This window comes from Microcoleus sp. B4-C2 (assembly GCF_036705265.1).
GTDB lineage: Bacteria > Cyanobacteriota > Cyanobacteriia > Cyanobacteriales > Microcoleaceae > Microcoleus.
The window spans coordinates 1-15,353 of the sequence record NZ_JAUBUB010000051.1 but is presented as its reverse complement, the minus strand read 5'-3'; the positions used below and the strand labels follow the sequence as shown (position 1 = coordinate 15,353).

The 15,353-nt window shown below is 48.2% G+C and carries 5 protein-coding genes; 4 read left to right on the top strand and 1 reads right to left on the bottom strand.

Annotation, left to right across the window (positions count from 1 at the left end; genetic code table 11):
- Positions 1 to 264 precede the first annotated feature (264 nt).
- Positions 265 to 1,950 carry a dihydroxy-acid dehydratase gene (gene ilvD, locus QUB20_RS16075; RefSeq protein WP_333247329.1) on the top strand — a complete coding sequence of 562 codons (1,686 nt, stop codon included), beginning with the start codon at positions 265 to 267 and terminating at the stop codon, positions 1,948 to 1,950.
- 116 nt (positions 1,951 to 2,066) lie between these two features.
- Here the strand turns inward: ilvD and QUB20_RS16070 are convergent, their stop codons facing one another.
- Entirely contained in the window at positions 2,067 to 2,597 is a 531-nt protein-coding gene (locus QUB20_RS16070; protein ID WP_333244691.1) for a hypothetical protein, read from the bottom strand.
- A 1,270-nt stretch (positions 2,598 to 3,867) separates the two neighbouring features.
- Between QUB20_RS16070 and QUB20_RS16060 the strand changes: the two genes are divergently transcribed.
- From QUB20_RS16060 to QUB20_RS16050, 3 genes are read left to right on the top strand one after another with little or no spacing between them, the layout of a single operon-like run.
- Positions 3,868 to 12,612 (top strand): PAS domain S-box protein, encoded by an 8,745-nt coding sequence (locus tag QUB20_RS16060; protein ID WP_333247333.1) that lies wholly within the window; start codon positions 3,868 to 3,870, stop codon positions 12,610 to 12,612.
- 3 nt (positions 12,613 to 12,615) lie between these two features.
- Entirely contained in the window at positions 12,616 to 13,692 is a 1,077-nt protein-coding gene (locus QUB20_RS16055) for a response regulator (RefSeq protein ID WP_333247336.1), read from the top strand.
- A gap of 56 nt (positions 13,693 to 13,748) precedes the next feature.
- The gene (locus tag QUB20_RS16050; protein WP_333247338.1) at positions 13,749 to 14,882 is read left to right on the top strand and encodes a hybrid sensor histidine kinase/response regulator; all 1,134 of its coding nucleotides are present in this window, start codon (positions 13,749 to 13,751) and stop codon (positions 14,880 to 14,882) included.
- Positions 14,883 to 15,353 lie beyond the last annotated feature (471 nt).

Genomic DNA, 15,353 nt, shown 5'->3' with positions numbered 1-15,353 from the left:
CGTTAGAGTGATGGGTGTTACCACATCATCCCAGATAACCACGGTATTCACTCTGCACGCTGTAGTATCTGTAGAATCTTTGCATTGCTTTCCGGGCACTGCGGTGCCACTGCCTCTTAAAAGGCCTGACAAATATGAACGCTTCTGAGAAAATTAAAAATAGCGTAAAACTCTCGGCACTGGGCAGTCAACAGCCAGCGGCAAAGAAAAACAGACAACAGACAACAGAACAACCGACAACTAACTGACAAAGGAAATTTTAAAATGCCTGAAAATTTGAGAAGCCAAGCTGTGACTGGAGGCGTGCAGCGCGCGCCCAACCGAGCAATGCTGCGGGCAGTCGGTTTTGGTGACGACGATTTCACTAAGCCGATTGTGGGGATTGCCAACGGGTACAGCACGATTACGCCCTGCAATATGGGATTGAACGACCTCGCTTTGCGGGCTATTGCGGGTGCAAGGGAAGCGGGCGCTATGCCGCAGATGTTCGGTACGATTACTATCAGCGACGGAATCTCGATGGGAACAGAAGGGATGAAATATTCTCTGGTGTCGAGAGATGTGATTGCGGATTCCATCGAAACAGTTTGCAACGGCCAAAGTATGGACGGGGTGCTGGCTGTCGGCGGTTGCGATAAAAATATGCCGGGGGCGATGATTGCGATCGCCCGCATGAACATTCCTGCTATTTTTGTTTACGGCGGCACCATCAAACCCGGCCACCACAACGGACGCGATTTAACCGTTGTCAGCGCTTTTGAAGCAGTCGGTCAATTCAGCGCGGGCAAAATTGACGAAACAGAACTCAATGCAGTGGAACAGAATGCTTGTCCGGGGGCGGGTTCCTGTGGCGGAATGTTCACAGCAAATACGATGTCGAGCGCTTTTGAAGTGATGGGCATGAGTTTGCCTTATTCTTCGACAATGGCTGCTGAGGATGCCGAAAAAGCTGACAGCGCTGCCGAATCTGCAAAAGTGCTGGTGGAAGCTGTCCGCAAACAGTTGTTACCGAGCCAAATTTTGACACGCAAGGCCTTTGAAAATGCGATCGCGGTCATCATGGCAGTCGGCGGTTCAACCAACGCTGTGCTGCATTTATTGGCCATTTCCAATGCGATCGGCGTTGAACTGTCCCTCGACGATTTTGAAACTATTCGAGCAAAAGTACCAGTGCTGTGCGACCTCAAACCCAGCGGCAAATACGTAGCAACCGATTTGCACACAGCCGGCGGCATTCCTCAAGTAATGAAAATGCTGCTAGAACAGGGTTTGCTGCACGGCGACGCCCTGACAATTACCGGTCAAACTGTTGCCGAAGTGTTAGCAGATATTCCAGCCGAACCCCGCGCCGACCAAGATGTCATCCGCCCTTGGAACAACCCGCTTTACGCCCAAGGACATTTAGCAATTCTCAGGGGAAATCTGGCAACAGAAGGAGCCGTTGCTAAAATTACTGGCGTTAAAAAACCGCAAATTACCGGCCCGGCGCGGGTATTTGAATCTGAAGAAAATTGTTTGGATGCAATTTTAGCAGGCAAAATTCAAGCCGGAGATGTGATTATCATCCGCTACGAAGGGCCCAAAGGCGGGCCGGGAATGCGCGAAATGTTAGCACCAACTTCGGCAATTATTGGCGCTGGTTTAGGCGATTCTGTCGGATTAATTACTGACGGCCGCTTCTCGGGCGGAACTTACGGCATGGTTGTCGGTCACGTTGCACCAGAAGCGCAAGTAGGAGGCACAATTGCTCTGGTAAAAGAGGGCGATTCGATTACAATTGATGCTAACAATCGCTTGTTGCAGCTCAATGTTTCTGATGCAGAATTGGAGCAGCGGCGCGCTCTTTGGCAGCCTCCTAAACCTCGCTATACTAGGGGCGTTTTGGCTAAATATGCTAAGTTGGTTTCTTCTAGCAGTATCGGTGCTGTGACTGATTTGGGATTGGGTTAAAGTAGGAATTTTTGAAACCGCAGATGAAGGCAGATAAACGCAGAGGAACGCAGATAAAATCCTATCTGCGTTCATCTGTGTCCCTCCGCTGATATCTGCGGTTTCAAAATCCCAAATTAACGGCGCTGATTCAAAAAGCGGCTAGCCATCGACATGGCGTCAGTAATATCTACGTCGCCGTCTCCATCTGTATCTAAAAACGTATTCAAAACGGGATTTCCACCCTGGGCTGGATTTTGGGCGTTGCCGCCGGTTTGTAGCAAATTCAGTATGAGCGGCACCAAAACAGGTATCATCGCCTGCACTGTGGCGTTATTCAAACCAGTTCTTTGGGCTATATCGGTCACTATCTGCGTGAGTTGGCCGGCTCCGAACAAACTCTGTACTGCTTGGGGATTGGGATTTGTACCGCTAAATTGGTTGACAAGTTGTTGAGCTTGTGCGTCTCCTGACTGCGATCGCACGTTTTGCAATGCCGATCGCACGTATCCGCCCAAAACCGACATCGCCAACTGAGCCGTACCCGCATCGACGCCCTGGTTTCCCCTCAACTGCTCTACCGCACCGAGAATGTTGCCCAACTGATTGGGACTTGCTTGTTGGTTGGGATTGTCGATCGCGCTCAAAATTTGGTCAAATAGTCCCATAATTTTCGCTCCGTACAGTTGTTTCTCAACTTTAAATTATAGCAACTCCTGTTTTTCAAGATTACCGAAAATAGTTTTGATTTGGGTCTTATAGCAATCATAAATGATTTGTGTAATTCTTGTAGGGTTCTCCCCACGCCCGGTTGCCCCGATGCAGGCTGGGGTAGGCAAAGAAAGGCACTACCCCCTACATATTTTTACAACTGATGCGAGGATTGCTATATAACTCATCTATTGGCGTAGCGACAGCCCTTCAAGAAGCAATCTCATACCATTTTAGATTTTAGATTTTAGATTTTAGATTTGGAATGAATTATGGCCTCAGAGTTGGGAGCACGGGCCTGCACTTGCCTTCTTTTTTGAAACTCGTTTCTCCTCTAACTTCTACTCCATGAATTACGGCCTAGGCGAGATATAGCAACCCTAAATCATTCGCGTAATTATTGTAGGGGCAATCCCACGCCCGGTTGCCCCGATAGATAGGGGGTAGGCAAAGAAAGGCACTACCTACAAATTTACATGAATCATTTAGGATTGCTATATAACTCCGCTTCAAACATTTGTGCCGCTAATTCATCTTTTTTAAGATGTTGCCACTTCCATTTAATTGGGTTCATTTGGGAACAATCTTCTGGCAATAAGAAGATATATGACCCCTGCTTCTCCCACTTTGACCCTAACTGTTGGACTTGCCTTAATCGGTGTATTAAGCCATTGTTTTGTACGATTATGCTGAGCGTCCAAAAGGTTTAACCTAGCATCTCTCCAGCGTTCTAATTTTCAAGTAATTCGCTTAGGAAATGCAAGAGTGTTTGTTCATGGCTTAATCCCACTCCACGAGATATGGCTGGTAGTGTTTTACGCTTAATATCAGAAAAGCCCCAGATGAAAGTAATTAAACGCATCACAACTTCTCACTTGGGGGAATAGCGATCTGTATACTGTAGAATTCCCAGTAATCGTCAAGAGTCAACAAATTTGATCGTTACGGCGCCTTCTCCGAGATTTCACTTAATCCAGTAAAGGGTTGAGGGCAATTCCTGTTTTTATCATCTCATGAAAAGGATGCAAAAGCGTTAGCTTAGAGTGGCAGAAATTCCCTAAGTCATTTCCGGCAAAAGCGAACTGTAAGTAAATATAATATTTAGAGAATGTCGTGCAGCTACGTAACTCTTCTCGTTACTATGGCTGACCCCCGGCTACGCTATCAGCTCATGTGTTTAAGGCGAAATGGTTAAAAAAATAATCAGCAAAAAAACCCTATAAACTCATGTTCATTCGTACTACTGCTCTCACTCCCATAGAACTCAGGACTGCGATCGTGCGAGAGCCCTTGGTGGTTTCGCCCGATACGACGGTGATGGATGCGATCGCCCAAATGAGTGGCGTGCGATCGCTCTGCAACACCCCTAGAACGGCGGATGGTCAACTCGACGACCTCCACAAGGAGGCGCGATCGAGTTGCGTGTTGGTAGTGGAAAACGAGCAATTGGTCGGCGTACTGACCGAGCGAGACGTGGTGCGGCTGAGTGCCCAGCAGCGTTCCTTGGAGAATTTGGCGCTCCGGGAGGTGATGGCACACCCCGTCGTCACCCTCCGCGAGTCCGCCTTCACCGATTTATTTTTTGCGATTAATCTGCTCCAACAGCACCACATTCGCCATTTGCCCATCGTGGACGAGCTCGATCGCCTAGTGGGCCTAGTCACTCACGAAAGTCTGCGCCAAATATCTCGACCGATCGACTTGTTGCGGTTGCGTATGGTAGCAGAAGTGATGACCCACGAAGTGATTTGTGCTACGCCAGATTGTTCCCTACTGGCCATCGCTCAACTTATGGCAGAGCATCGCGTCAGTTCCGTGATGATTGTGCACCCAGGCGGAATCTCTACTGAACCGCTACAAATTCCTGTGGGGATTCTCACCGAGCGGGATATTGTGCAATTTCAGACATTGGGCTTGAACCTGGAAACCTGTCTAGCTCAGGCGGTAATGAGTACGCCGATTTTTGCCGTTAGACCCGACGATTCACTCTGGACTGTGCAGGAGCTCATGGAGCAGCGATCGATCCGTCGGTTGGCGGTGACAGGGGAACAAGGGGAGTTACTGGGTATTGTCACCCAGACCAGTTTGCTGCAAGCCCTCAACCCGCTGGAGCTATACAAGCTGGTCCAGAAGTGGGAAGAGAAGGTGGTGCGGCTAGAGGCGGAAAAGGTAGCGCTGCTAGCAAATCGCAACCTTGAGCTCGAGCAGCAGGTGGAAGCTCGGACAGCCGCTCTCAACACCAAGGTACAACGAGAGAAATTAGTCGCAGACTTGGCTACCCAAATTCGCTCGTCCCTAAGCCTGCAAACGATTTTGGATACGACTGTGCAGCAGGTGCGGCAAGTGCTCGGCTGCGATCGCGTCAATATTTGGCGGTTTGAAGCCGATCGGGAAATCATTGTCGTGGCGGAATCCACCGACTCGTCCCTGTCTCTGTTGGGCCAACGGGTCAATGATACCTGCTATAAGCAAGACAATCCTGAGATTTATCGTCAGGGAAATGTTCGCGTCGTACCAGATATCTCCACAGCCAACATATCAGACTGTCATCGGCAGATGCTGATCCGCCTCCAGACACAAGCCAAAATGGTGGTGCCGCTACTGTGTGGCGATGAGTTATGGGGCTTGCTCAATGCCAGCGAAAGCCAGCACGCCCGCGACTGGCAACCGGAAGAAGTTGAACTGATACAAGCCTTATCAGTGCATCTGGCGATCGCCATTGGGCAAGCCACGATCCACCAAAAATTGCAGAATGAACTGGTAAAGCGACAGCGGATCGAAGCCACCCTGATCGAGAGCGAACAACGCTACGCCTCCCTTGCCGCCGCCGCTCCGGTGGGGATTTTTCGCACCGATGCCGAGGGGCTATGTACCTATGTCAACGATCGCTACTTTCAGATCAGCGGACTCACAACAGGAGCCACTATCGGACAGGGATGGCAACAAGGAGTGCACCCCGACGATCGCGATTGGGTCATTGCCCAATGGGAACAATTCATTCAAGGTAACGACTCTTTTGAACTCGAATATCGCTTTCAACGTCCCGACGGTGAAGTAACGTGGGTTTATGGGCAGTGCGTCGCCGAACTCGATGCCAATGGACATCGGATCGGCTATATAGGCACCATTACCGACATTAGCGATCGCAAACGAACTGAAGTCCGCCTGCAAGAAAGCGAAGAACGCTACGCCAGCCTAGTGGAAGCCGTACCAGTGGGGATTTTCCGCGCCGATGCTAGGGGTAAGTGCATCTATGTTAACGATCGCTGGTTTCAGATCAGCGGACTCACCCCAAAAACCGCTTTCGGGGAAGGATGGCAACAAGGGCTACACCCCGACGATCGCGATCGGGTCATCGCCGAATGGGAGCAATTCATTCAAGGAAATCGCTCTTTCCAACTCGAATACCGCTTTCAACGTCCTGACGGTGCTGTGGCTTGGGTATATGGGCAGTCCGTTCCCGAACTGGATGCAGACGGGCAAGTAGTCGGCTATGTAGGAACTACTACAGACATTAGCGATCGCAAACTTGCCGAAACCGCCCTGATCCAGAGCGAAGCCCACAGCCGAGCCATATTAGCAGCAGTTCCCGACTTCATGTTTCGCATCGGTGCCGATGGTATTTATCGGGGGAGCGTGACAGCCAATCGTCAGCTCGACTTTCTCGGCGGTACAGATTTCGATACCCCAGGTGTGGCGATGGTGGATATGATCTCAGGAGAAATTGCGACCCGACATCTACACCACCTAGAACAAGCCTTACGGACAGGAGAACTGCAAGTTTATGAACAGCAGGTGCACATTGGCCCACGCCTGAAATATGAAGAGGTCAGAGTTGTCAAGAGCGGCGAAGATGAAGCCTTGTTTATGATTCGAGACGTTACGGCTCGCAAACAGGCTGAGCGACAACTGTACCAACTAAACCAACAGCTAGAAGCAAAAGTTGAAGAACGCACCCAAGAGCTTTGGCAAGTCAACAGCCTGCAACGCGCCATCCTCGATTGTGCTGATTACTCCATCATCTCCGTAGACCCAACTGGCATCATCCAGACCTTTAATGTCGCAGCCGAAAGGATGCTGGGTTACAGTGCAGCAGAAGTGGTCGGCAAAGCTACGCCCGCACTCATCCACGATGCAAATGAGGTAATTGACCGGGCATCATCACTCTCTGCTGAACTAGGGCAAAATATTCCTCCCGGCTTTGAGCTTTTTGTTGCCAAAGTACGCCAAGGTATTGTCAGCGAAGAAGAGTGGAGCTATATCCGTAAAGATGGTTCTCGATTTCCTGTGTCGCTATCCATCAGCACGCTCAAGGATGTCAATCAACAAATTATCGGCTTTTTAGGCATCGCCAAAGATATTAGCGATCGCAAACGTGCAGAAGCAGAACTACAGACAGTATCGGATCGCCTCGCTTTGGCGCTCAAATCAGGGGCGATCGGTTGTTGGGACTTCGATCTTGTACAAAACACCGTCTTTTGGGATGAGCGGATGTACGAACTGTACGGTGTCACAAAACAATCTCATTCCCCTCTGCCTTACGACATTTGGGCAAACCGACTACATCCCGAAGACCGCACCGCCACCGAAACATTGCTCCAACAAGCCCTCTTAGGACAAGCAGAATTTGATACCGAGTTTCGAGTGTTGCATCCCGATGGTAGCCTCCACTTTATTAAAGCCTATGGTGTCGTCGTGCCAGATGCCCAAGGCAATCCCCAGAGCATGATTGGGGTCAACTTTGATATTAGCAGAGGCAAACAGGCTGAACTCCAACGACAGCAGTTAATTCAAGAATTATCAGCCTTTAAACAGGCCTTGGATCAGTCTGCAATTGTGGTCATCACCGATCGCCAAGGGGTGATCTCCTACGTCAACGATCCCTTCTGTGCGATCTCTGGCTACTCCCGCGATGAACTCATGGGCAAAACCCATCGCCTAGTCAACTCTGGCTATCATCCCCCTGCATTTTTCCAAGACCTGTGGCAGACCATTACTAGCGGTCATGTTTGGCGCGGTGAAATTTGCAACCAGGCAAAAAACGGTAGCCTGTACTGGGTTGCTAGCACCATTGTCCCCTTTTTGGACGAAGGCGGGCGACCTTTTCAGTATCTAGCCATTCGCTTCGACATTACCGATCGCAAGTTTGCCGAAGCAACGCTTCGGCAGGAAAATACTTTCCGTCAACAAATTGTAGAAAACATGACTGAAGGGCTGTGCGTTTTCTATGAAGTTGAGGAGTTTCCATTTGTCCGCTTCACAGTCTGGAATCAGCAAATGCAAACAATTACGGGTTACACCTTAGAAGAAATTAACCGTCTGGGGTGGTATCACAGCTTGTACCTGAATAATCAAGAATCTCAAAAACAGACGATTGCCGACCTGAAAAAGATACGACAAGGGGGCAACTTAATCGCCGTGGAAAGGGAAATCCGGCGCCCAGATGGACAGTGCCGCACTATCTCCTTTTCCACTTCTATCCTATTGATGGATGATGAACATCTCTATGTGCTTGGCCTGATCCAAGACATTACCGATCGCCAACAGACAGAGCTAGAAAATCGCCTTTTGAAAGAACGCCTCGAATTTCTTCTGGCATCGAGCCCCGCCATGATCTATAGCTGTAAGCCCTATGGCGACTATGGAGCAACCTTCATGAGCAAAAATATCGAAGCCATTTTGGGCTACAAACCAGAAGAATTTTTATCGGAATGTGGCTTCTGGGCTAACCATATTCACCCAGAAGATGCCCCTAGAGTTTTTACACATTTATCGGCTCTATTTGAACACAACACTCATCAGCATGAATATCGATTTTTGCATCGCGATGGTCACTACGTTTGGCTACGGGATGAGCTGCGTCTGCTGCGAGATGAAGAAGGCACGCCAATCGAGATTGTTGGCTATTTTGCAGATATTAGCGATGTCAAACAAACCGAAGAAACCCTAAAACGACAACTGGCAGCAATTGAGGCGGCGATCGACGGCATTGCGATTATGCAAGGAGATACCTACCTCTATTTGAATCAAGCCCATCTAGAATTGTTTGGCTACGAACATCCCCAAGAACTGGTGGGCAAAACCTGGAAACTTTTGTATTCCCAACACGAGTTAGAACGGTTTGAGCGGGAAGTCTTGCCGGTGCTGGGGCGCGATCGCGCTTGGGAGGGAGAGGCGATCGCCACCCGCAAAGATGGCTCTACCTTTGCCGAAGGGCTATCCCTCACCCTGACAGAGGATGGATTATTGATTTGTGTATGCCGCGATATCAGCGATCGCAAACAGATCGAAGCCCAATTAGCAGAGAGTGAAGCTAAATTCCGGCGGCTGGTAGAAGGGGCTAATGATTTGATCTGGTCATGTGAACCCGATGGGATGCTCACTTATTTGTCACCGCAATTCAAGACCATGTTTGGCTGGGACGAGAGTGAATGGATTGGTAAGTCGTTTATATCCCTGGTGCATCCAGACGATCGCCCTTTGGTGGTTACTGATTATCGGGAGAATGTCAAACTTGGTAAAAAGTCAAGTGATTATGAGTTCCGACACCGCCACCGAGATGGCAATTATGTCTGGGTCAGAAGCAGCGCCCGACCCGTGATAAATGCTGAAGGGGAATTGATTAGCATCCAGGGAATTATATCGGATATCCGCGATCGCAAACAAGCTGAACTCGCCAGGGAAAGCAGTGAAATTCGCTTCCGCCGTGTGTTTGAGTCCAGTGTGAGCGGCATGATGTTTGCCGATTTTCATGGGAACATTATCGATGCCAACGATCGCTTCTTACAGATGATTGGCTACACTAGGGAGGAACTAAATGCTGGGATGATTCATTGGGATGCTATGACCCCGCCCGAATATCTCCCCGCTGATGTTGTAGCGATGGAGCGCCTGATGCAGGATGGCGCGATCGATTCCTTGGAAAAGGAATACTACCGTAAGGATGGCAGCCGGATTTCTGTCCTGATCGGAGCCGCACTTCTTCCAGGCTCAGAGGATCAAACTATTTGTGTATTAGTAGATATCAGCGATCGCAAACAGGCCCAGAAGGCTTTGCAGGAATCTCAGCAGTTTCTGCAAACGGTACTCGATACCATCCCGCTTTCGGTGTTTTGGAAGAATCGAGAGTCGGTTTTTTTAGGATGCAATCAGCAGTTTGCCAAAACTCTAGGCTTGCCATCGACGACCGAAAGTATAGGTAAAACAGATTTAGATATTTGCCAGAAAGAAGTCGAGGCGAACGAGTATTGTGCGATGGATCGGCGGTTAATCGAAACGGGTGAAGCTATATTAGGGATCGAAGAAACGCTAACCCTACCCAATGGTAAACCAATATTTCTCGAAACCCACAAGGCTCCCCTGCGAGACTGCTCAGGTAATATTATTGGTCTGGTAGGCACGTTTCAGGATATCACCCATCGCAAAGAAGCCGAACTGAGATTGCAACAACAAGCAAAACAGGAACGTTTGCTGGGAGCGATTACTAAACGGATGCGATCGTCTCTGAATCTGGACGAGATTCTCAATAGCACTGTTGAGGAAATCCATCAGCTCTTGCAATCAGACAGAACGCTGGTTTATCGGGTTTTTCCTGAAGGGACGGGGGCTGCCATTGCTGAATCAGTTTCGCCAAATAGGCTTAAGCTTCTGGATATCCTCTTCCCAGAAGAGGTTTTCCCCGAAGAGAACTACGATCGCTATATCCAAGGAAAAGTTTATGCCCTCAACGATAGGGAAGATGAAAATGAGTCAATCTTACCCTGCTTGGTTGAATTCCTCGCAGAAATCCAAGTCAGAGCTAAACTCGTAGTTCCAATTATTCTGAATCAAACCCTCTGGGGGTTACTGATTGTTCATCAATGCGATATTCCGCGCCAATGGCAAGACTGGGAAATCAATTTACTTAAACAAATTGCTAACCAATTAGCGATCGCAATTCAGCAATCTTACCTCTACGAACAGGTGCAATCAGAGCTGGCTATCCGCAAGGAAACACAAAAGGCGATCGCTTTACAACTGCAACGGCAGCGAACTTTGGGAGAAATCGCCCAGCAAATTCGCGAATCGTTGGATATTAAGGAAATTTTGGCGACTGTGACACAGCAAGTCAAAGAAATCTTGCAAGGCGATCGAATCATCGTAATCCGGCTATGCAATGGCAGAAGTCAAATAGTTGAAGAATCTGTGTTGACCGAGTTTCCCGCGCTCAAAAACCATCACTGGGACGACCAACTGTGGTCTCAAGAAATCCTCAACCACTATTCCCAGGGCAAGCCCCGTATCGTCCCGGATATAATGACCGATATGGGGACTAATTGCTTGGTCGAATACGCAAGCGTTGGTGAAGTCAAGTCCAAAATGGTTGCACCTATCCTGCAAGAAGTCCGAAGCAGCCAAAGCCATAGAGGGGTTGCCCCTGGCCCAACCAACAAGCTCTGGGGGGTTTTAGTCGTCCATGCTTGCCGAGAAAAGCGAGTCTGGCAAGAGTCTGAAGCGCAACTCCTGCAACAAATTGCTAACCAGTTGGCGATCGCGGTTCAACAAGCTAGCCTATTTGAGCAGTTGCAGCAAGAACTCACCGAACGGCAACAAGCCCAGCAGCAACTCACCGAGCGCAACGAACAACTGGCAGTCTCTAACCAAGAACTGGCCCGTGCTACCCGCCTCAAAGACGAATTCCTCGCCAACATGAGCCACGAACTCCGCACCCCCCTCAACGCCATTTTGGGCATGAGCGAGGGGCTACAAGAGCAAGTCTTTGGTATCGTCAATGAACAACAAATCAAAGCTTTACAAACCATTGAGCGCAGTAGCTCTCACTTACTAGAGTTAATTAACGACATTTTGGATGTCGCCAAAATTGAATCGGGTCAAATGGAACTCGATTGCACCCCAGTTTCAATCAATCATCTGTGTCAATCCAGTCTGGCATTTATCAAACAACAAGCCCTGCAAAAACGCATCCAGCTAGAGATTAAAGTGCCACTCAATCTGCCCGACTTATTGATTGATGAACGGCGGATGCGCCAAGTCTTGATCAACCTGCTCAATAACGCGGTCAAATTCACTCCTAACGGAGGACGCATCACTCTAGAAGTCAGCCGTCAACAGTCCCGGGCCGACCCAGATTCTGCCGATTCCTCACCCCATTTTTTGGTCAAAGAAACTCTGCAAATTTCCGTCATCGATACAGGTATTGGTATTGCCCCAAAACATATCAACAAACTGTTTCAGCCTTTTATCCAAATCGATGGCGCCCTGAATCGTCAATATACAGGCACTGGCTTGGGGCTTGCCTTGGTGAAACGCATTGTCGAACTCCACGGCGGGCAGGTGTTGCTCACCAGCACTGTGGGTGTAGGAAGTTGCTTCACGATCGAATTCGAGGGCAGGCACGGGGGCATCGAATTCGAGGGCAGGCACGGGGGCATCGAATTCGAGGGCAGGCACGGGGGCATTGAATTCGAGGGCAGGCACGGGGGCATCGAATTCGAGGGCAGGCACGGGGGCACTGCCCCTACTGGTGCGCCCTCTTCTGTTGCCCTGGAATCCCAGACAGAACCCCGCATCGAACCCAGCGTGCCCGAACAGGGAGGCTCTCCCTTAATCTTGGTGGCGGAAGACAATGAAGCCAATATCAGTACGGTGTCGAGCTACTTGAGAGCTAAAGGCTATCGCATTCTCTTGGCGAAGAATGGAGAGGAGGCGATCGCCCTGGCCAAGTCACAAAACCCCAATCTAATTTTGATGGACATTCAAATGCCTGGTATGGATGGCCTAGAAGCTATGCAGCAGATTCGCCTCGATCCTAGGTTAGTCGATGTGCCGATCGTTGCCTTAACTGCCTTAGCCATGACTGCCGATCGCGATCGTTGTCTTGCCGCCGGAGCCAATGATTACCTCACCAAACCCGTTAAGCTGAAGCAATTGGCAAGCACTATTCAACACCTTTTAACTTCCCTGGTAAGATAATTCATGAATGTACCATCTGTTTTGATCGTTGACGACGAACCCGATAATTTTGATGTGATTGAAACTCTCTTGAACGAGCAGGATTATCAATTGCATTACGCTGCCACCGGGCAAGAGGCGATCGCATCCCTCGACATATTTGATCCGGATCTTATTTTGCTGGATGTGATGATGCCAGGAATAGATGGCATCGAAGTTTGTCGGAAAATCAAAGCCATGTCAAAATGGCAAGCCGTTCCCATCATTATGGTGACAGCATTAAACTCAAAATCCGACCTTGCCCATTGTCTCACTGCGGGCGCTGACGACTTCATTAGTAAACCTGTAAATGCTATTGAACTACGTGCCAGGGTTCACTGTATGCTGCGAATTAAGCACCAGTATGACGACCTGCAAAGCTTACTCAAATTGCGGGAAGATATGGTTAAAATGGTAGTCCACGATTTACGCAATCCCCTGGCTGGCATCTTGCTTGGCTTGGAAATCCTAAAAAGCTTAGAGTATCCTAAAGAACAACAACAAATGCAACTGGAACGAATTTACTCGTCAGCACAAGCAATACAGCTATTAATTGATGATTTATTGCAAATTTATTTACTCGAATCCGGTAAAAATCGTCTCAATTACACTGATATTTATCTGTGCGACCTCATAGAATCTGCTATCTCAAACTTTGAAGGAATCGCTGCTAAAAAAAATCAGTTTATAGTCGCTCAATTACCAGGACAAAACAGTATAAAAGTCTCGGTTGATGCCACGATGATACATCGAATGCTGGACAATCTCCTCTCGAATGCCATTAAGTTTTCCCCACCCAATAGTCAAATCATAGTGACTGTAGAATTCCTCACATCTGGCAAGGCAAAAATCCAGGTTATCGACTCTGGCCCAGGTGTTCCTGATACATTGCGACACAAAATTTTTGAGAAATACGAGATTGGAAATCTGATGTCGAATGTCTCTCAAATAGGGTTGGGTTTAGCTTTCTGCAAAATGGTCGTTGAGGCACATGGGGGCGAAATTTGTGTCAGAAACAACCAACCACAAGGAGCAATTTTTGAAATCACTTTGGCAGCATAGCTGACGAGTATCAGATGAAATTATAAAATTTTTACCTTATTGAAATGGTGGCAATTATGTCTCAATTTTCTATCTTAATTGTTGATGATGAGCCGGATAACTTTGATGTGATTGAAACCCTGTTATCAGAGCAGGATTATCAATTGCATTATGCTGCCAGCGGGCAAGAAGCGATCGCATCCCTCGACATATTTGATCCGGATCTTATTTTGCTGGATGTGATGATGCCGGGAATAGACGGCATCGAGATTTGTCGGAAAATCAAAGCCATGTCAAAATGGCAAGCCGTTCCCATCATTATGGTGACAGCATTAAATTCAAAATCAGACCTTGCCCATTGTCTCACTGCCGGTGCTGACGACTTCATCAGTAAACCTGTAAATGCTATTGAACTGCGTGCTCGCGTGCATTCAATGCTCAGAATCAAGGAACAGTATGATAATATCCAGAACTTATACCACATCCAAGAAAATACGCTCAATGTCTTGGACAGCACCCTCAATGAGCTGCGTGGCAACTTAGCTTCTACTCTATCCCACGAACTAAATACGCCCCTCAATGGCATCTTAGGCACGATCGGGTTGCTCAAGGACGATATCGAAAACATGGATATCGCCCAAATCCGTGAGATATTAGGCTGGGCACATGACTCTGCCCGTCGCCTAGAAACATTAACGAAAAAATTCCTGATTTATTTAGGATTAGAACTATCCGCAAGTCAACAGCACAAAATGGAATCTGCCCGGACTCAATTTGTAGCTTCTGCCATTGAAGCCGAGTTGACATACCAGGCTCAGAAGGTCAACCGTAGCAACGATATGTTGTTCACTCTTGAGGAAGCGGATATCGCTCTATCAGAGCGATATCTATCAACTATTCTCCATGAATTAATTGATAATGCACTGAAATTCTCCTCACCAGAGACAACCATTAAAGTTAGTAGTCAAGTCCTAGGGGAGATGCTGCATTTATCTGTACATGACTCCGGGCAGGGCATGAAAGAGGAGCAAATTGCTAAAATTGGTGCCTTCATGCAGTTTGAGCGCAAGAGGTATGAGCAACAGGGCACCGGTATCGGCTTAAAAATTGTCCAGAAAATTGTCGAACTGGCAGGAGGAGAGTTCTCAATTACCAGTATCTATAAAAAGGAAACAACGGTACATCTCACTCTGCCAATTGTCCGCAATTAGCATGAGTTTTTCTATCAAGTCCGGTGGCATCGTTATGGAGATTGAGAAGGAATAAATTTGCTTTGCATGGAAATGGCAACACATCAAAAAAGATGAACTAGCAGGACAAATATTTGACTCGGAATTAGAGCTTGCTTCTGGGGTAATTCATGGGGTAGAAGGTAAAGAAAAAACCGTACACAACCATACACAACCTATTAAATTTAACTCGAATCACCCTACTTAATCTTTTGTTACATACTGGCGAATTTTGCCACCGACTTAGTAAGGAATGAGAATTACAGCGGATTCCAGGTTTATAAAGTACACCCCAGAAACCGGGTTTCTTCTGGATTTCTCGCCAGAAACCGGTTTTATTCAAGAAACCCGGTTTCTCTGTACTTCACTTACCTGGAAAGTGCTGTAAATAACTTCCACTCTTGAAAGTGGGATGGGCGTCCCGCCCGGCCCAAAAGGACGGGCGGGACGCCC